The sequence below is a fragment of the Commensalibacter communis genome, assembly GCF_947179015.1.
GTDB classification, from domain to species: domain Bacteria; phylum Pseudomonadota; class Alphaproteobacteria; order Acetobacterales; family Acetobacteraceae; genus Commensalibacter; species Commensalibacter communis.
In genome coordinates this window covers 298,410-317,420 of the sequence record NZ_CAMXCM010000002.1, presented here as the reverse complement: position 1 = coordinate 317,420, position 19,011 = coordinate 298,410, and the positions used below count along the sequence as shown (strand labels likewise).

The 19,011-nt window shown below is 40.1% G+C and carries 16 protein-coding genes; 7 read left to right on the top strand and 9 right to left on the bottom strand.

The genetic code is table 11. The annotated features are described in order from the left end of the window. Positions 1-29: 29 nt before the first annotated feature. From pnp to truB, 3 genes are all read right to left on the bottom strand, one after another. A complete protein-coding gene (pnp, locus tag PQG54_RS06260; RefSeq protein ID WP_271789632.1) occupies positions 30-2,198 on the bottom strand; it encodes a polyribonucleotide nucleotidyltransferase in 2,169 nt (722 codons plus the stop codon). Between the two features lie 245 nt (positions 2,199-2,443). After that, on the bottom strand, positions 2,444-2,713 hold the full coding sequence (rpsO, locus tag PQG54_RS06255; RefSeq protein ID WP_034339510.1) for a 30S ribosomal protein S15: 270 nt from the start codon (positions 2,711-2,713) through the stop codon (positions 2,444-2,446). Positions 2,714-2,736: 23 nt separating this feature from the next. After that, the gene (truB, locus tag PQG54_RS06250) at positions 2,737-3,657 is read right to left on the bottom strand and encodes a tRNA pseudouridine(55) synthase TruB (RefSeq protein WP_271789633.1); all 921 of its coding nucleotides are present in this window, start codon (positions 3,655-3,657) and stop codon (positions 2,737-2,739) included. A gap of 222 nt (positions 3,658-3,879) precedes the next feature. Here truB and PQG54_RS06245 point away from each other — a divergent pair, with 222 nt between their 5' ends. From PQG54_RS06245 to PQG54_RS06230, 4 genes are read left to right on the top strand one after another with little or no spacing between them, the layout of a single operon-like run. Continuing rightward, on the top strand, positions 3,880-5,031 hold the full coding sequence (locus PQG54_RS06245; protein ID WP_271789634.1) for an MlaE family ABC transporter permease: 1,152 nt from the start codon (positions 3,880-3,882) through the stop codon (positions 5,029-5,031). 2 nt (positions 5,032-5,033) lie between these two features. Continuing rightward, the gene (locus tag PQG54_RS06240) at positions 5,034-5,810 is read left to right on the top strand and encodes an ABC transporter ATP-binding protein (protein ID WP_271789635.1); all 777 of its coding nucleotides are present in this window, start codon (positions 5,034-5,036) and stop codon (positions 5,808-5,810) included. Between the two features lie 14 nt (positions 5,811-5,824). Next, positions 5,825-6,775, top strand: a complete 951-nt coding sequence (locus PQG54_RS06235) for an MlaD family protein (RefSeq protein WP_271789636.1) — start codon at positions 5,825-5,827, stop codon at positions 6,773-6,775. Further along, the gene (locus PQG54_RS06230; RefSeq protein ID WP_271789637.1) at positions 6,772-7,371 is read left to right on the top strand and encodes a PqiC family protein; all 600 of its coding nucleotides are present in this window, start codon (positions 6,772-6,774) and stop codon (positions 7,369-7,371) included. The genes PQG54_RS06235 and PQG54_RS06230 overlap by 4 nt, the downstream gene beginning before the upstream one ends. 1 nt (position 7,372) lies before the next feature. Here the strand turns inward: PQG54_RS06230 and rbfA are convergent, their stop codons facing one another. The 6 genes from rbfA to PQG54_RS06200 form a co-directional block, all read right to left on the bottom strand. Then, on the bottom strand, positions 7,373-7,798 hold the full coding sequence (gene rbfA / locus PQG54_RS06225; protein WP_271789638.1) for a 30S ribosome-binding factor RbfA: 426 nt from the start codon (positions 7,796-7,798) through the stop codon (positions 7,373-7,375). Next, positions 7,798-10,668 (bottom strand): translation initiation factor IF-2, encoded by a 2,871-nt coding sequence (gene infB, locus PQG54_RS06220; protein ID WP_271789639.1) that lies wholly within the window; start codon positions 10,666-10,668, stop codon positions 7,798-7,800. Before infB ends, rbfA begins: the two co-directional genes overlap by 1 nt. Positions 10,669-10,722: 54 nt before the next feature. After that, the gene (locus tag PQG54_RS06215; protein WP_271789640.1) at positions 10,723-11,304 is read right to left on the bottom strand and encodes an RNA-binding protein; all 582 of its coding nucleotides are present in this window, start codon (positions 11,302-11,304) and stop codon (positions 10,723-10,725) included. A gap of 70 nt (positions 11,305-11,374) precedes the next feature. Further along, entirely contained in the window at positions 11,375-12,907 is a 1,533-nt protein-coding gene (nusA, locus tag PQG54_RS06210; protein ID WP_271789641.1) for a transcription termination factor NusA, read from the bottom strand. A gap of 9 nt (positions 12,908-12,916) precedes the next feature. Beyond that, positions 12,917-13,534, bottom strand: a complete 618-nt coding sequence (gene rimP, locus PQG54_RS06205; protein ID WP_370866899.1) for a ribosome maturation factor RimP — start codon at positions 13,532-13,534, stop codon at positions 12,917-12,919. Between the two features lie 141 nt (positions 13,535-13,675). After that, positions 13,676-14,776, bottom strand: a complete 1,101-nt coding sequence (locus tag PQG54_RS06200; protein WP_271789642.1) for a glycerol dehydrogenase — start codon at positions 14,774-14,776, stop codon at positions 13,676-13,678. 452 nt (positions 14,777-15,228) lie between these two features. On the opposite strand from PQG54_RS06200, the gene pflB reads away from it, so the two are divergent. From pflB to PQG54_RS06185, 3 genes are all read left to right on the top strand, one after another. Continuing rightward, entirely contained in the window at positions 15,229-17,511 is a 2,283-nt protein-coding gene (pflB, locus tag PQG54_RS06195) for a formate C-acetyltransferase (RefSeq protein WP_271789643.1), read from the top strand. A gap of 92 nt (positions 17,512-17,603) precedes the next feature. Continuing rightward, entirely contained in the window at positions 17,604-18,353 is a 750-nt protein-coding gene (pflA, locus tag PQG54_RS06190) for a pyruvate formate lyase 1-activating protein (RefSeq protein WP_271789644.1), read from the top strand. 151 nt (positions 18,354-18,504) lie between these two features. Beyond that, positions 18,505-18,981: a hypothetical protein gene (locus tag PQG54_RS06185; protein WP_271789645.1), complete on the top strand. Its 477-nt coding sequence runs from the start codon at positions 18,505-18,507 to the stop codon at positions 18,979-18,981. The last annotated feature ends 30 nt before the right edge of the window (positions 18,982-19,011 follow it).

The window sequence follows — 19,011 nt, the reverse complement described above, 5'->3', positions numbered from 1 at the left end:
TCTCCTTCTTCCACCGAAATAACTAGATTTTATGATCTTCTTTGTGGGCGATCAGTTCTGCTGCGACTTGGAGAAGGTGCACGTGGAGGAAGCGTTTCACTGATATCAGCCCCCGTTTCCTGATCTACTTCACGCATAGATAATTTGATTTTACCACGATCGTCAAAACCAACGACTTTGACTTTGACAATATCATCAACTTTCACAACATCACCTGTGCGTGCAACACGTCCTTCAGCAAGTTCTGAAATATGAACCAAACCATCACGAGCACCCATAAAGTTTACGAATGCACCAAAATCAGCGACTTTTACCACTTTACCAGAATAAATGCGACCTACTTCTGGCTCAACAACAATCGCTTCGATACGTTCTCTGGCTTTTTGTTCTTGCTCACTTGAAGTAACCGCAATTTTTACGGTGCCATCATCATCAATATCAATTTTACACCCAGCATATTCAACGATTTCACGGATCGTTTTTCCACCAGCACCAATCAAATCTCTGATTTTTTCTTTTGGAATATTCATAATAATTACATGAGGTGCATTTTCTGAAATTTCAGAACGGCTTTCTGTTAATGCTTTCGCCATTTCACCAAGGATATGCATACGACCATCTTTGGCTTGAGCCAAAGCCTGTTTCATAATTTCAGGCGTGATAGAAGTAATTTTAATATCCATTTGAAGGGCTGTGATTCCTTGCTCTGTTCCTGCAACTTTGAAATCCATATCCCCAAGATGATCTTCATCGCCAAGGATATCGGTTAAAACCGCAACGCCTTTATCTTCTTTAATTAAGCCCATTGCAATCCCTGCAACAGGGCGTTCCATAGGAACACCAGCATCCATCAAAGACAATGAAGTACCACAAACCGTCGCCATAGAAGATGAACCGTTACTTTCTGTGATTTCAGAAACAACGCGCATCGTATATGGGAATTGTTCTTTGCTTGGTAACAAAGGATGAATCGCACGCCATGCTAACTTACCATGACCAATCTCACGACGACCAGGCGCACCCAAGCGACCACACTCTCCAACAGAATATGGAGGGAAATTATAATGCAACATAAAGTTAGAACGATGTTCGCCCTCTAATGCATCAACAATTTGTTCGTCTTGTGCAGTTCCAAGTGTTGTAACCACTAATGCCTGTGTTTCACCACGGGTAAACAATGCTGAACCATGTGTGGCTGGCAAAATACCAACTTCACCAATAATTGGACGAACGGTTGTCAAATCACGACCGTCAATACGGGTACCAGTTTTTAAAACAGACGTACGAACAATATCAGCTTCAAGAGAATCAATCAAAGAAGGTGCTTTTTCTGCATCTAACTCTTCTTCAGTAATTTTTTCTAGAATTTTAGCACGTGCTTCACCAAGAGCAGCATAACGTTTTTGCTTTTCTTTTTCTTTATAAGCTTCGGCTAATAATTTGCGACCCACTTTATCAATACGAGTTTTTAATTTTTTCTCTTCAGCTGAAGGCTCAATTAAATCCCAAGGTTGGCGCGCTGCGTGTTCTGCCAAGGCAATAATTGCATCAATAACAACCTGTCCTGCTTGGTGACCGAAATTAACCGCACCCAACATCACCTCTTCGGTTAATTCTTTGGCTTCTGATTCGACCATCAAAACGCCCTCGGTTGTTCCAGCAACAACTAGATCCAACTCACTATCTTTAACTTCTGATAGCGTTGGATTCAAAATATATTCTCCATCCTTATAACCTACGCGACATCCCGCGATTGGACCAAGAAACGGGATGCCAGACAATGTTAATGCTGCTGAACACCCAATTAATGCAACAATAGCTGGATCGTTCTCCAGATCATGGCTTAGAACAGTTGCAATAACTTGCACTTCATTCGTAAAATTTTCTGGGAACAATGGACGGATTGGACGATCAATTAAACGTGAGTTTAATGTTTCTGCTTCTGACGCACGACCTTCGCGTTTAAAGAACCCACCAGGAATTTTACCTACAGCAAACGCTTTTTCTTGGTAATGCACGGTCAATGGAAAGAAATCTTGACCTGGTTTTACTTTTTTATCCCCGACGGCGGTACATAAAACAACCGTTCCACCATAAGTGATAACAACTGCACCATCAGCTTGGCGAGCAATTTTCCCTGTTTCGAGAATAAGAGGACGACCGCCCCATTCAATTTCTTTACGATAATATTTAAACATTAATTATGTCCTATTTTTAAGATAAGCCATAGGAAAAAATTCAAATCACTCTTACACCATAAAACTGCAAATGACAGCGTCTCGGACGGCATGGAACTTTGTTTTACTATTATCGTTAATCGCACCATGTGGCCTGAAACGCTGTAAACGGGATCTTAAACTTTTTCCTTTTTATCTATCTTTGATTTTTACAATTTTTAAAAATAGAGGTTGGTTTCATTTCGAAAGCCAACCTCTAATAATTACTAACGACGTAAGCCTAGACGTTTAATTAGGTTTTCATAACGGCCTTGGTCCTTATTACGCAAATAGCTTAATAAACGACGGCGTTGTCCAACTAATTTTAACAAACCGCGACGTGAATGAAAGTCTTTTGCATGTTCTTTCATATGTTCAGTTAAGTTAACAATTCTTTCTGTTAATAAAGCGACTTGAACCTCTGGAGAACCTGTATCGTTCTCTTTGGTTTGATATTCTTTCATTAACTCTGTACGACGCACTGCTGTAATCGACATCGTGTTATCCTTTTTCTAAAAAATTAAAATATACGAATTGGACGCAACCATTCAGAATCCAAACGGCATAATCCAACAAAACGCTTCCCATCCACAACACGGACAACTCCGTCAGGAATATCCAAATATTGTGAAACACGATCTGCAACTTGATCTCGTTCAAGAACACGACCAAAGCTGAGCTCTGTGGCTTCATCTGATGTTAAGGCTAGAGCCGGGATGTCGTCCAGCGCAGTCTCGACAGGCAGAATCAGATCCAAAGAAGCCTCTCCTTTGTTGTCGTTTCCGACAATTTTGTCCAGTAAAAATGCATCTGTTACATCAAAAGGACCAACTTTTAAACGGCGCAACTCGGAAATATATCCGACAGATTTGCATGCAACCGCTAAATCCCTGGCTAAAGAACGCATATAAACGCCTTTTCCAGAAATAACTTCGAATTTCGCACGATCTCGATCCAGACGCTCAATCATTCGAAAAGAATCAATCCGAGCTGGACGTTTTTTTAACTCTGGCACTTCACCTTGACGCGCCAAATCGTACGAACGTTTACCATCGACTTTAATCGCTGAAAAAATCGGTGGAACTTGTAGAATCTCACCTTGAAATGCTTCGAGTGCATGATTGATTTCGTCATCGCTAGGTCTGACATCAGACTGCTCAAGCACTTCACCTTCGGCATCATCCGTTGTCCGAGACTCTCCAAAAGTCAATGTGAAATGATAGACTTTTTTCTTGTCTAATATATAAGGAATCGTTTTTGTTGCCTTACCAAAAGCAACAGGCAATAGCCCCGTTGCCAAAGGATCAAGAGTACCACTATGCCCAACTTTGCGCGCATCAAAAGCATATTTTACTTTATTCACGATAAAGGCTGATGTTTTTTCCAAAGGCTTGTCAATCAAAAGCCATCCATCAACGATTTGTCCACGCCTATTGCGCATAGATACAACAACTCTCCTAAATCTCTTGATTCAATTATCAAGAGCATTTTCACTTTTAATTCATTACCACGCTAAGGGTTAAAATAAAACGATATATTCTATACAAAGCAAGAATTTTATAATATGGTAATGGCCAATCAGAACGAACGTAATTCAAAATTGTGTTTATTCTATGATAAACATAGATTTAATAACGAGATTATAGATTGATAAGGTTATCACTTGAAGGTCAATAAAAAATCAAGTTTGCCGCCTCAACCACCAGAATGGACGTTAAAGTTCGAAAATAATAAACCAATACTTATTTTAAATGGGGATTGGCTGGCAAAAAACAATAATATACCACAATTACCAGTGGATATTTTTAAGAACTGCTCCACAGACATATCTGTTCACATCAACACAGATCGATTGGGATCATGGGATAGTGGATTTGTAGTTTTTTTGTGGGATGTTAAAAATCTTGCAACTATTAACGGAATTTCTATTGATAAAGACAACTTGCCTGTTGCTGCACAACAGTTGGTTGGTCTTCTCAATGATAAAAAACCTGAACCAACTTTACCGCCTAAATATCAGTTCCGCCCTTTATACGATCTTGGGGAATGGACAATTAACTCTTTAAATAGTCTAGGGGTAACGTTTCAACTTTTTATTTTCGCTTTAAAGGGTGTTTTTAAATTCTTAATGGGGCGCTCTTATATGCGCCTTAACGATTTGCTTAGAGATATTAGAGCTGCTGGTCCTTCTGCTTTGATTATTATCAGCGTCGTTAACTTCCTCATGGGTTCCATTCTCGCCTTTGTGGGTGCAGTCCAATTGCGTAAATTTTCAGCTGATGCATATGTAGCAAACCTTGTAGGGATTGCCACAGTCAGAGAACTGGCCGCCGTGATGACAGCTATTGTCATTTCGGGCCGCACAGGTGGTGCTTACGCTGCTCGTATTGCAACCATGCAAGGGAATGAAGAAATCGATGCGTTAAAAGTATTCGGTATTCCCGTGACAGAATATTTGATTTTGCCTTCTATGTTATCATTGGTCATCACAATGCCAATCATGTATTTATATGCATGTTTGATGAGCATTTTCGGCGGGTTAATCGTTTCTATTTTAATGTTAAAAGTCTCTGTCATTGGCTTTTTATACCAAACATTTGGAGCCGTTCCTTTTAATCAATTTATCTTTGGAGGAACGAAAACCGTCGCTTTTGCAATGTTCATCGGGGTCAGCAGCTGTTACATCGGAATGAAATCTGGACGCAGTGCCGCGGATGTTGGTGTTGCTGCAACGAAAGCCGTTGTGGCGGGTATTGTTGGGGTAATTGCTTTGGATGCTGTTTTTGCAGTTCTGGCCGACATTATTGGTATATAATCATGAATGTGACATCTCCTCAAAATACCTTATTATCCATTGAAAATTTAACCGTTGGCTATGGTGAACGCATTATTCAACAAGATATTAATTTCACCGTAAAAAAGGGCAGCATATTCGCATTAATGGGTGGTAGCGGGTGTGGTAAAAGTACACTCTTAAAATCCATGATCGGTCTGTTACCGCCTCAAAACGGTGATTTTTTAGTCAAAGGCGAAAATTACTGGAAAGCAAACAAAAATCATCGTGTTGAAATTGCCCGTAATTTTGGGGTTCTATTCCAAAGTGCTGCTTTATGGAGCTCAATGACCGTCGGTGAAAATATCGCTCTGCCATTACAACTATTTACAAATCTCTCTGCGTCTATGATACAACGCTTGGTCGAAATGAAACTGGGTCTTGTAGGAATGAGCCACGCCATTAATTTATATCCTTCCGAGCTTAGTGGAGGGATGAAAAAACGGTGTGGTTTAGCCAGAGCACTGGCGTTGGATCCAGAAATATTGTTTTTTGACGAGCCTTCTGCTGGACTAGACCCTATTACTTCAAAACGGTTGGATGATTTGATTTTAAATCTGCGCGATGGATTGGGAACGACAATCATTATTGTCAGTCATGAATTGCCTAGTCTTTTCACCATTGCAGACGATGGAATATTCCTTGATGCAGAAACAAAAAGACCGATTGCTCATGGCTCTCCCAGAGCGTTACGAGATAATCCACCTTGCGCATTAGTCAATGACTTCATGCATCGCCAAACCGTTCAAAATCCGAAATAGAAAGACTATCCATTATGACAATCACTAAACAAACATCTATTGGAGCATTTGTTCTAGGAGGGATCATCCTTGCATTGGCGGCTATTATCCTTTTTGGAAATTTCAACCTATTTTCCTCTAAAAGACAGGCAATTGTTGTATTTCCCGGTTCTGTAACCGGTTTATCAATTGGCGCGCCAGTTAATTTTAGAGGGGTTCAAGTCGGAACGGTTAATTCTATTACGTTACAATTTGATCCAAAAGATCACAAAGCTTATATCCCTGTTGTCGTGAGTATCGACCCAAAAAAAATACGTCTTGATGCACATTATAAAAATTATAAAGATTTTATGGATACGATGATCGCAAACGGGTTACGTGCCGAAATTAGTACCGAAAGTTTCGTAACAGGATCTTCAAATATATTTTTGGATTTTTATCCGAATGATAAACCTACTTTTCATCCTCAGTTCATTAATGGATTAATTGAAATTCCATCCCACCCATCGACTATTCAACAAATCAAATCAGAATTAATGAATTTGCAATTAGAAAAACTGTCCAAAGATTTGAATGAGACTATTCTTAAGGTTGGACAACTTGCTGACACATTAAATGAACAAGTTCCAACTTTGCTTGAAAATGTTACAAGAACATCTGAAAGCAGTAATAAACTCATTTCAAATGTTGATCAAAAGCTGGATAATTTATTTACAAATTTAAATAGATTGCTGATTGATGGAGACCAACAAATCAAAAGTAAAGGTGCCGAGATCCATCAGGTGTTAACCTCTACCAATAAAACTCTTACCGCAGCAACTGATGTTTTACAAAATATCAAATCTATGACTTCTGTACGTTCAACAACACGGAATAACCTCGAAATTATTCTGCAAAACCTTGCTGATGCGGCTACATCTCTACGAGGTTTTTCAACTCAAATCGAACGCAATCCTAAAATCTTACTGACAGGTCGTCGCCAATGAATAAGATAATTACCTATTGTTCTCTCAGTGCTCTCGCTTTCTTTGCGGGATGCGCTGCGCCTTCTCTACAATATTATACATTAACGGAAGGCAACCCCGCACCAAAATCAGCGCAAACATTTACCCCTACAAATAATGCCTCTATCATCTATATTGCGCGAGTCACTGTCCCTGATTATCTTAATACAACTGATATTACGACACGCAATGGCACAGCGTTAACTCATAGTGTCAATGGTCGACTAAGCAGTATTTTGTCTGTGGGTGCTACAGGATTAATTACAAATCTTCTAACAGACAAAAATCCTAATTTATGGATTACAGACGAGGCACCGGTCAGTCCACCTGCCTATCAAGTAAGGATTAATATCAGACGATTTGACCTACAAGCAGAAGCAAATAAAACTGGAACTTTGAACCTTGAGGCCTCATGGTCAATCATTCCACAAAACGACAAAGCCCCTGTACAAAAACAAAGATCGAGCTTCGTTGTTCAGGGGTCAATACAAACCGATAATGATATTGTGAAATTAGAACAAAATGCGTTAACGCAGCTGACAAATAATATTAATACAACTATTCAGCAGCTACGTTAATCTATTCATCATCTTTATCTAAATCTCTTAAAACTTCTGGACTATGCAGCAATACATCAATTTTAGCGGCATAGTCCAAACCTGTATCGGCATGAAACCGTAATTCAGGCAAGAATTTAAGACGTAATTTTTGACTTAATTGAGAACGAAGATACGGTGCTGCTCTTTTTAAAGCAGGCAATAAATCCTCAACATTATCTTGTCCTAAACGAACAACATAAATAATAGCATTGCGAAGATCAGGAGTCATTCTGACTTCGGTCACTGTTAAGCGTTTATCACGCAACTCAGGATCACGAAATTCTGTACGAGCGAAGACGTCCGCAAGCACGTGTCTTACTTCTTCTGCTACACGTAATTGTCTTTGGGATGGGCCCTTGGGCATATTGCCCAAGGAACCCTTTCCTGTAAATAAAGGCTTATTCATTACGCTTCAATAGTTTCCATTTCGTAACACTCAACAACATCGCCTTCGCGGAGATCGTTAAATCCTGCGAAAGAAAGTCCGCATTCATATTCATGTGTGACTTCTTTAACATCGTCTTTAAAGCGTTTTAATTGGCTTAAGTTGCCTGCATGAATAACCACGTTATCGCGTAACAAACGTACACCACATCCACGTCGAACAACGCCTTGTGTGACATAACAACCCGCAATCTTAATCGTTTTACCAATAGTAAATACTTTACGGATTTCTGCATAACCCAAGAATTTCTCACGTTGTTTAGGAGCAATACGTCCTTTAATCATTTTTTCAACATCATCAATCACTTGATAGATAATTGAATAATAATTAATTCCAACACCCTCTTGCTGAGCTAATTCTCTGGCCTGAACAGTTGCACGCACATTAAAGGCAACAATAATCGCATTTGATGCTTTTGCTAACTGAATATCGCTTTCTGTAATCTGACCAACAGTAGCAGAAATTACATTAACCTTAATTTCTTCATGCTCAAGCTTCAGAACAGTTGCTTGGATCGCTTCAGCTGAACCTTGAACATCTGCCTTAATCAAAACAGCAACTTCTTTTTGTTCACCAGCCTGAATACGTTCAAGCATTTGATCCAAAGTACCGCGAGCAGCCAAACGAACAGCAGCTTGCTTTTCACGAACTTTACGTTGTCTGAACTCAGAGATTTCTCTGGCTTTGCTTTCACTATCAACGACAATGAAAGGCTCGCCCGCACGAGGCACACCGGTTAACCCAAGCAATTCAACAGGAGCAGATGGACCAGCATGTTTCATATTCACGCTCTTATCATCTAGCATCGCACGAACGCGACCCCACTCAGCACCAGCAACAATCACGTCCCCTTTGTTCAAGGTTCCTTTTTGCACTAATAGCGTTGCAACAGGTCCACGTCCTTTGTCCAAACGACTTTCAATCACTGCACCTTCGGCAATACGATTTGGATTTGCTTTTAACTCTTGAAATTCAGCCAATAAAATAATTGCTTCTTCAAGCTTATCTAAACCAATGCGTTTTTTAGCGGAAACTTCAACATCCTGGGTATCACCACCCATTTGCTCAACGACAATTTCATATTGCAGTAATTCTTGTCGAACGCGATCTGGATTAGCACCTGGAAGATCACATTTATTAATCGCAACAATAATCGGAACCCCAGCAGCCTTAGCATGTTTAATCGCTTCGATGGTTTGAGGCATTACCCCATCATCAGCAGCAACAACCAATACCACAATATCCGTCACAGATGCACCACGAGAGCGCATCGCCGTGAAAGCTTCGTGACCTGGAGTATCCAAGAATGTAATTCTAGCACCAGAAGGCAGTTTTACTTGATAAGCACCGATATGTTGAGTAATTCCACCCGCTTCACCTCTGGCTGTATCTGTTGTACGTAACGCATCTAGTAAAGAGGTTTTACCATGATCGACGTGCCCCATCACAGTCACAACAGGTGGACGAGAAAGTAGGTTTTCTGTTGTATCTTCGATACCTTCAATACCCAATTCAACATCACTATCGGCAACACGGTGAACACGATGGCCGAATTCTTCAATCACTAATTCAGCAGTATCTGCGTCTAATGATTGATTAACCGTGGCCATAACGCCCATTTTCATCAAGGCTTTAATGACATCGCCTTGACGTGCCGCCATACGGTTGGCTAACTCTTGCACAGTAATGGTTTCAGGTAGTGTCACATCACGTACGACTTTAACTTGGTCTGCACGTAATCTTTCAAGCTCAGCCTGGCGACGTTCACGTTCTCTTTGACGGCGAACTGAAGCTAATGAACGAACTTTGTCGTCTTCACCTTCAATCGCTGCCTGAATATCAATTTTTCCAGAGCGACGATTATCACCACTTTTTCCACGACCGCTGCTAACTTTGCGACCTGCGCCAGCGCCAGCACCACCAGCACCGCCACGACGAGAACCACCTTTACGACCATCCCCATCATCACCATCAGAATCGTCATGAGATGGAGTACGCGTGCGAACAAAGTCATTACTTTTCTTAATAACTTTATCGTCTTTATCAGTTTTCCGCCCAGCAAAACCAGCATTTTTATCATTTTCCACACCAGCAGACGCAGAATTACTCTTAGATGCAGGTCTACTTGGCATCACTGCACGTTTTGCCAAAGGTTCAACAGGTTTTGGCGTTGGTGCCAATGTAATTTCACCAGGAATTGGTGTATGCGAAACCTTTGTTTTACGCACAGGTAAAGATTGATCAACATTCTTTCTGGCACCAGTTGCAGCTTTAGGTGCAGAAGATTGTTTTTTAACAACTTCTTTTTCAGTGTTACCTTTATCAGCTTTTGCTTGCTCTGCAGCAGCTTCGGCTTCTAAACGAGCTGCTTGCTCGGCTTCTTTTGCTGCTAATGCAGCGGCAGCCTCTTGCTGCACTTTTTCTTCTTCACGGCGCTTTGCTTCTTCTGCTGCGGATAGAATTGCAATCTTTTCTTGCTCTCTACGTTCCGCTTCTTTGCGCTGCAAATCAAGACGTTGTTCTTCTAGCACGCGTTGACGTGTTGCCAACTCTGAAGCTGTCAAAGCACGTTTGCCAGTCGATGATCCAGCTGTTTTCTTTGCAGTTGGTTTACGAGCAACCCCAGTTGAAGCCCCCGTTGCTTTTTCACTATTTCCAGAAGCACCGCGTTTCTTGCGAACTTCTACTTGCACGACTTTTGTACGCCCATGGCTAAAGCTTTGTCTTATCGACCCAGCATCGACTGTACGTCCTGCATCTTGTCTTACTGGCGAACGTAAAGATAGACGTTTTTTGCCTTGCCCTTGTTCTTGATCGTTGCCTTCGCTCATATACCTGCCTATTCTTTATCCATTCGCCGGATTTAACCCGCCGAACCCAATACCTTAATTGATAAACCCTGCCAAACGTTTACTATCGTTCAAAAGACGACCCGTAAACGGACCTGTGTGAATTGCCGCATGAACCACATAATCACGACCAAAGAATTTTCCTAATTCTTCACCCGTAAAAATTGCTACAACTGGCAAATTTTTTGCCCCAGAAAGTAAACGATTTTTCTCGTCTTCACTACCATCTGTGGCTTGTATGATTAACCCAACATTATTTTGAGAAATCTTTTCCCTTACTTTTACGAAACCATATGTAATCTGTCCAGCACGTCTTGCAAGACCCAAGCCATCTTTTATCCTAAATTTTAAACCATCAACGATCATTGATAATAAATTATCTGGGACTTTTACTTGGCATTGTGCTGCTTTGGAAAACATACGACGTTGTATTGCTGTTTGTAGCACATTTTGATTGGCTTGCAACCACATTCCTCGCCCAGGAAGACGCTCTGTTAAATCGGGAACCACCATTTCATCAGGGGATACAACAAAACGAATCAAATCTTCTGGACGACCTTTCTCTCTTGTGACCAAACAACAACGCTGTTCCTTTGGTGCTTCAGATTTCTTCATCATTACCGCAGTTTACCAAGAATTAAAAGAGGTTTCATCAAAACAGCTACAAATATTACGTAAATTGGCTTAATTACCCTTCATTTTCCTGAGACTCTTCGACTTCTTCATCTTCAAACCAATGCTCACGCGCACTCATAATGATTGCGTTTGCGGTTTCTTCATCCAAAGAATCTGCCCCCAAGATATCGATCAGTTCATCACTTGCAAGATCAGCCAAATCGTCAAGCGTTTTAACGCCTTTCTCACCTAATAATATCAACATTTGTGGTGTGAAGCAATCAAGTTCAACAATATCATCCGTTACACCAAGCTCTTGACGTTTTTTATCCAAGGAATCTTGCTGTTTTACTAGAAATTCTTCCGCACGTTGAACAAGCTCTTGTGCAACATTTTCATCGAAACCATCAATCTCGGCAATTTCTTCGGGCGCTGCAAAAGCAAGTTCATCAATATTGTGGAATCCTTCGGTAACCAGTAGGCCTGCAATCACATCATCAACATCTAAATCATTCACAAGAGCCGTTGTTCTGGTTTTGAACTCTTCTTGTCTACGTTCTGATTCTTCTGTTTCCGTCAGAATATCAATATCCCAGCGTGTTAATTGACTTGCAAGACGCACATTTTGACCACGACGACCGATCGCTAAACTCAGTTGATCGTCAGGGACAACTACCTCTACACGACCAGCTTCTTCATCCATCACCACTTTGGTGACTTCAGCTGGAGCAAGCGCATTGACCACAAAAGTCGCCGCTTGACCACTCCAAGGTACGATATCAATCTTTTCACCTTGTAATTCTTGCACGACTGCTTGAACACGAGACCCTCTAACACCCACACAAGCACCCACAGGGTCAATCGTGGTATCTTTTGAGGTCACAGCCATTTTCGCGCGAGAGCCAGGATCTCTGGCAACCGCTTTAATCTCGATAATCCCATCATAAATTTCAGGAACTTCTTGAGCAAATAACTTTGCTAAAAATGCTGGGTGAGAACGAGATAAGAAAATTTGTGGCCCACGAGGTTCTTTGCGAACGTCATAAATATAGGCACGAACCCGTTCAGAGTTACGGAAGTTTTCGCGAGGAATCAATTCGTCACGACGTAATAATGCTTCTGAACTACCGATTTCAACCAATAAATTACCATATTCTGTACGTTTAATCGTTCCGTTAACAATTTCGCCTACACGGTCTTTGAAATCTTCGTATTGACGGTTACGTTCAAACTCACGAACGCGTTGCACAATGACTTGCTTCGCCGTTTGTGCTGCGATTCGTCCAAAATCAATCGGAGGCAACGGATCAATAATATGTTCACCAATTTTAATATTGGGTTGAATTTTGATCGCAATTGCATACGGAATCTGAGAATCTTCGTGTTCGACCTCTTCGACAACTTCTGTCCAACGGGAAAGGCGAACCTCTCCTGTTTTACGATCAATCACAGCACGAATATCTTTTTCATGACCATATTTAGCGCGACCAGCCTTTTGAATGGCCTGTTCCATGGCCTCAAGCACTTCATCTCGACTAATCGCTTTTTCACGAGCGACCGCATCCGCAACTAATAACAACTCAGGACGAGAAACAGACGTATCCATTGAAACCTCTCAATGTGTTTTATAACGATTATGTTTACCAGGTCGTTTTGACTGGTCTTTTTTTGTATCTTCTTCGACAGCATCTTGCGAATTGTCAGATACACCACCACTAGAACTCAACATATGCTGACAAGCATCAATCAACGCATCTGTTAAGACCAATTTCGCTTTGCGAATTTCTGAAAATGGCAATGCCACTTCCAACCCATCATCCAAACGCATCCGAGCATACTCATCATCTGCCCCTAGGACAATACCAGAAAAGCGTCTTCTGCTCTCAATCGGAATCATGGTTTCAGCTTTTGCCAAATGCCCAGAAAAACGATTCCAATCTTTTGGACGAACCAAAGGACGATCAATCCCAGCAGAGGAGACCTCTAATGTCCATGCGCCATCGATAGGATCGCTGACGTCTAAAATAGCGCTTACAGCATGGCTGATCTGTTCGCAATCTTCGACATTAATCAAAGATCCATCGGCACGATCGACCATAATTTGCAAGGTCAATGCGACCTTACCTAAGATCATAATTCTTACAACTTCGTATCCCATATCGATCAATGTTGGTTCGATCAATGCAGCAATACGGTGTTCAAGACGGTTATCTGAAAATTCTAATGAATCCAAAACAAAAAAGGCGGCCGACTAAGGCCACCCCCCACAATAAGGAAGATAATTTTTTATCAATTTACTTGAAACTACTCTGGTTTACAAGCATTAACTTTTTTAACAACGATCTTCGTGACATTATTATCGTATATAAAACAATTATTTATAGCGTTCAGCCAAATTATTCGCTGCAATAATAGCATCATAAAGCATTGCTGACGTGACTTTCTTAGGCATATTCGTCATCGTATCATGCTTATCACAAGCAACTTCGGCTACTTTACGCCATTCTTGTTCTGCAAACTTGGTTAGTCCCATATCTTGTAAGGTCAAAGGTAACCCGACCACTTTCATAATTCGAATAACTTCTTCAAATTCATGTTTGGGGGCATTTTCTAAAACCAACTGTGTTAACAGTCCAAAAGCTACTTTTTCACCATGTTGTGCTTTGTGTAAATCGGGCACCATAGACATTCCATTATTCACCGCATGTGCAGCTGCCAATCCGCCTGATTCCGCACCGACGCCGCTTAGATAAATCGTGGCCTCTATGACTTGTTCCAAAGCAGGAGTCACGATTTTATCGCGCACCGCATCCATGGCGCATTCGACATTTTCTTGCAATACTTGATAGCATAAATGTGCCAATCCCAATCCTGTTCGAGAAGGTCTTTTTAGCACAAGATTAACACCATCCACAGCATAGCAAGCTCTGGCCTCGAAATAAGTCGCCAATGCATCCCCTACTCCAGCAGCAAAAAACCGAGCCGGGGCTTGCGCAATAATAGAAGTATCTGCAATCACAACATCTGGATTTTGTGGTAAATATAAATAACGATCAAATGCCCCACCTTCTTTGTAAACAACCGTTAATGCTGTGCAAGGCGCATCCGTAGAGGCAATCGTTGGAAAGATAATCACGGGGATTTTTTTATAAAAAGCAACAGCTTTGGCTGTATCAAGCGTTTTTCCACCACCAATTCCCACAATAATATCGGCAGATGCACCATCAATGATACTGATAATTCTCTTAATTTCTGCATCAGTACATTCACGGTTGAATTTTTCAGTTTTTCCTTTAAATCCTGCCATATGCAGATAAGGCAACGTTTCTTGGTTAACACGCTCTATGATAAACTCATCACAAAGCAACAATGCATTAGTTCCAAAATCTTTAATATATTCATGCAGCTCTTTTAATATTCCACTACCGATAATAAATTTCTTAGGAGACGTAACCGTACGAGGAAGATTGGGCATGATTCTTTCCTTACTCAGACTTAATATTTGCGAAATATTTGCGAACTTAAATATTAATGTAACAGATTCTGTAATTATTAATAAACCTTTAGCTTTATTTATCAATTATACTACTTAACCCTTGAAAAAAAACAATATCAACCTTAAACTAATAATCACAATAACGTGAATTTAGTGACGTTATAGAATATAGAGTTAAAATCTATGAAGAGATTGGCGAAATATAAAATTTTCTTTAACGCCTCCTCCCTTTTATTAAGAGGCTATGCCAATCTTCGCCGTTTTATTCAGCTTTGCGTGTTCAATATTATTTCAGCCGTAAGCTCTATTTTTATTTTACGACGAATATTTCTAAATTTTATTCAAAAATATATCAAACAAAGGATTTGCCTATCATTTCATATTAAAAATGAAAACGATTTTCTCTTACTAAACTATCTATGGAGATGAATATGTCTAACCTCACTGAAAAACAAGTCCTGGCCTGGAAAGGTTTTAAAGGTCACTCTTGGCAAGCTAAAGTCGAAGTTCGCGACTTTATCCAAGATAACTACACTCCTTATGAAGGAGATGAAACCTTTTTAGCTTCTGCTACCAAAGCAACGGATGCATTATGGGCTGACGTTATGGAGGGAATTAAAATCGAAAATGCCACCAAGGCACCTTTGGATTTTGATACTAAAATTATCTCAACCATTACTTCTCATGACGCCGGATATATCGACCAATCCTTAGAGAAAATCGTTGGCTTACAAACCGATAAACCTTTAAAACGTGCGATTATGCCAAATGGTGGTATTCGTATGATCGAAAGTTCTTGTAAAGCCTATGATAAAACATTGGATCCTGAAGTTTTGGACATCTTTACCAAATATCGTAAAACCCATAATCAAGGCGTTTTTGATGTCTATACCCCTGAAATCATGGCTTGTCGTAAATCTGGTGTTATTACCGGCCTTCCTGATGCATATGGTCGTGGTCGTATCATCGGCGATTATCGCCGTGTAGCCCTTTATGGTATTGATTTCTTAATGGCTGAAAAGCGTCAACAATTTGATTCTTTACAAGATAATTTGGAAACAGGCAAAAACTTAGAAGAAACTATTCGTTTACGTGAAGAAATTACAGAGCAGTATCGTGCTTTAAATGATATGAAAACCATGGCAGCATCCTATGGTTACGATATCTCAGCCCCAGCCACCAACGCACAAGAAGCCATTCAATGGACATATTTTGCTTACTTGGCAGCTGTTAAATCCCAAAATGGGGCGGCAATGTCTTTGGGACGTACATCAACATTTTTGGACATTTATATTCAACGTGACCTAGACAATGGTGTTATTACTGAGGAGCAAGCTCAAGAGTTTATCGATCACTTTGTGATGAAATTGCGAATGGTTCGTTTCCTTCGCACTCCAGAATATGATGAGCTCTTTTCTGGTGATCCAATTTGGGCAACAGAATCTGTTGGTGGTATGGGACTTGACGGGCGCACCTTGGTCACAAAGAACTCTTTCCGTTTCCTAAATACGCTTTACACAATGGGACCCTCACCAGAACCAAATATTACCATTTTATGGTCTGAAAAACTGCCTCAAGGCTTTAAAGAATTCAGCAGTAAAGTTTCCATTGACACTTCATCATTGCAATATGAGAATGACGATTTAATGCGTCCTGATTTTAACAGTGATGATTATGCCATTGCATGTTGTGTCAGCCCAATGGTCGTTGGTAAACAAATGCAATTCTTTGGCGCACGTGCAAACCTTGCTAAAACATTGCTTTATGTCATTAATGGCGGTGTTGATGAAAAATCAAAAGCTCAAGTTGGACCTAAAACTGCGCCTATGATGGATGAAGTGCTTGACTTTGATAAAGTGATGGCAGGTATGGATAACTTTATGGATTGGTTAGCAAAACAATATGTCACAGCCCTGAATTGTATCCATTATATGCATGATAAATATAGCTATGAAGCTGCATTAATGGCGTTACATGATCGTGATGTTATTCGCACAATGGCTTGTGGTATCGCTGGACTTTCCGTTGCTGCAGATTCTTTATCAGCAATCAAATACGCCAAAGTTCACCCTGTTCGTGATGAAAATGGGGTTGCTGTCGATTTTGAAATTGAGGGCGAGTATCCGCAATTCGGCAATAATGATAATCGTGTAGATGATATTGCATGTAATCTTGTTGAACGCTTTATGAAGAAGATTAGTAAACTTCCCATGTATCGTGGTGCCGTACCAACACAATCTGTGCTAACCATCACGTCGAATGTTGTTTATGGCAAAAAAACAGGCAATACGCCTGATGGTCGTCGTGCTGGAGCTCCATTTGGACCAGGCGCAAATCCGATGCATGGCAGGGATAAAAAAGGCGCTGTTGCTTCTTTGACTTCTGTCGCTAAACTACCTTATGCCTATGCAAAAGATGGCATTTCTTATACATTTTCAATTATTCCGAATGCCTTGGGTAAAGACGACATTGTGCGCAAAGCCAACCTTGCAGGCATGATGGATGGATATTTCCATCATAATGACAACCGTGAAGGTGGGCAGCATTTGAACGTCAATGTATTTAACAAAGAAACCTTGGTCGATGCACAACAACATCCTGAAAAATATCCAAGCCTAACGATCCGTGTTTCTGGATATGCGGTACGATTTAACTCGTTAACCACTGAACAGCAAAATGATGTGATTAATCGTACATTCACAGCTTCTATGTAAAGATTAAACAATCCTTTTACTCTATAACGAACGAATACTAACGAAAGACCCTTTATAGGGTCTTTCTTACAACTATAAATGAAAGCATAAATATGTCAGCAGAGCTTATTACAGGACGTATTCATTCCGTTGAATCTTTTGGTACTGTTGATGGCGATGGAATTCGATTTATTGTCTTTGTTCAAGGCTGTTTAATGCAATGTTTATACTGCCATAATCCCGATGCTTTGGATATTAAAGGAGGGAAAATTGTCACCGTTCCTGAGTTAATGAAAGAAATCGTAACCTACAAACCTTTCTTACAACCGAATGGCGGTGGGGTTACTGCTTCTGGGGGAGAAGCTGTTTTACAAGCAAAATTTGTAACAGAACTTTTTAAAGCCGTGCATCAAGAACAACTAACGACTTGCCTCGATACCAATGGTTATGTCGGTGAGTATAATCAAGATATTGTTAATTTAGTCAATGAATCTGATCTGGTCATGCTTGATTTAAAACAAATGAATGATGATATCCATAGAAAACTGACTGGCATTTCCAATCAATATGCCAAAAAGTTTGCAAAATATTTACATCAACAAAATCAACGCACTTGGATACGTTATGTTATTGTTCCTGGATGGACAGATGACGATGAATCCGCACATTTATTGGGACAATTTACCAAAGAGATGGATAATGTTGAACGTATTGAAATGTTGCCTTTCCATCAAATGGGCGCAAACAAATGGAAAACTCTAGGAAAAGAATATAAATTGGAAGGCGTTGAACCCCCATCTGCTGAAACTTTAAAACGGTTACAATCTATTCTGGCAAGTTATGGGCATAAGGTTATTTATTAATTTTTGACGATCGCCACGAATAATAAATACATCTTGATTGTTTATCAGCAACTATAATAATTAAATAATAATTATTTTTATTAAAAAATTTCATAAGTATTATATGTCTGTATATATTCAGTGAACAATCATAAATATAACAGGATTTTTCATGAAGAAAATATTAATTGTGGCAGGTTTAATGGCTTTACCCATATGCGCTTCTGCTGCAAATACAAAAAAACCTTTAGCTTTTGATACAATAGAAGCTGCATCAAAACGGTTTTCCCCACCTTTATGTCAAGGAGATATAGGAGGTCTGATCAATGCAATATCAGATTGCTATGAAAACACAGATAGAACGTCGCCTGATATTCAACAATGTATTCTTGCTGATATCGCCATTACAAGTCAGATTATGTTAGAGCAAGAAAAAAGAGCTGCTTTGGGGAAACCAGATATTAGTCAAGAATATCCTTTTGTGTCTTGGCCAACTTTCCAAAAACGCTTTAACTATTACGTAAAGCCACAATTCCCCAATAAGGGACTAAAACAAATTCTTACTTATTATAAACAAGATGCTGCTATTTTCTTAGTTCAACTGACAAACTCTTGTAAAAAAGAAGGCAATACTGATTCTGCCGACTAATAATCTCCATACACAAAAGGAGGCTTTTAA

Bases quoted from the DNA above. Each gene is read 5' to 3' on its own strand.
- pnp (WP_271789632.1), bottom strand. From the start codon at position 2,198: ATGTTTAAATATTATCGTAAAGAAATTGAATGGGGCGGTCGTCCTCTT.
- rpsO (WP_034339510.1), bottom strand. From the start codon at position 2,713: ATGTCGATTACAGCAGTGCGTCGTACAGAGTTAATGAAAGAATATCAA.
- truB (WP_271789633.1), bottom strand. From the start codon at position 3,657: ATGCGCAATAGGCGTGGACAAATCGTTGATGGATGGCTTTTGATTGAC.
- PQG54_RS06240 (WP_271789635.1), top strand. From the start codon at position 5,034: ATGAATGTGACATCTCCTCAAAATACCTTATTATCCATTGAAAATTTA.
- PQG54_RS06235 (WP_271789636.1), top strand. From the start codon at position 5,825: ATGACAATCACTAAACAAACATCTATTGGAGCATTTGTTCTAGGAGGG.
- PQG54_RS06230 (WP_271789637.1), top strand. From the start codon at position 6,772: ATGAATAAGATAATTACCTATTGTTCTCTCAGTGCTCTCGCTTTCTTT.
- rbfA (WP_271789638.1), bottom strand. From the start codon at position 7,798: ATGAATAAGCCTTTATTTACAGGAAAGGGTTCCTTGGGCAATATGCCC.
- infB (WP_271789639.1), bottom strand. From the start codon at position 10,668: ATGAGCGAAGGCAACGATCAAGAACAAGGGCAAGGCAAAAAACGTCTA.
- PQG54_RS06215 (WP_271789640.1), bottom strand. From the start codon at position 11,304: ATGATGAAGAAATCTGAAGCACCAAAGGAACAGCGTTGTTGTTTGGTC.
- nusA (WP_271789641.1), bottom strand. From the start codon at position 12,907: ATGGATACGTCTGTTTCTCGTCCTGAGTTGTTATTAGTTGCGGATGCG.
- PQG54_RS06200 (WP_271789642.1), bottom strand. From the start codon at position 14,776: ATGCCCAATCTTCCTCGTACGGTTACGTCTCCTAAGAAATTTATTATC.
- pflB (WP_271789643.1), top strand. From the start codon at position 15,229: ATGTCTAACCTCACTGAAAAACAAGTCCTGGCCTGGAAAGGTTTTAAA.
- pflA (WP_271789644.1), top strand. From the start codon at position 17,604: ATGTCAGCAGAGCTTATTACAGGACGTATTCATTCCGTTGAATCTTTT.
- PQG54_RS06185 (WP_271789645.1), top strand. From the start codon at position 18,505: ATGAAGAAAATATTAATTGTGGCAGGTTTAATGGCTTTACCCATATGC.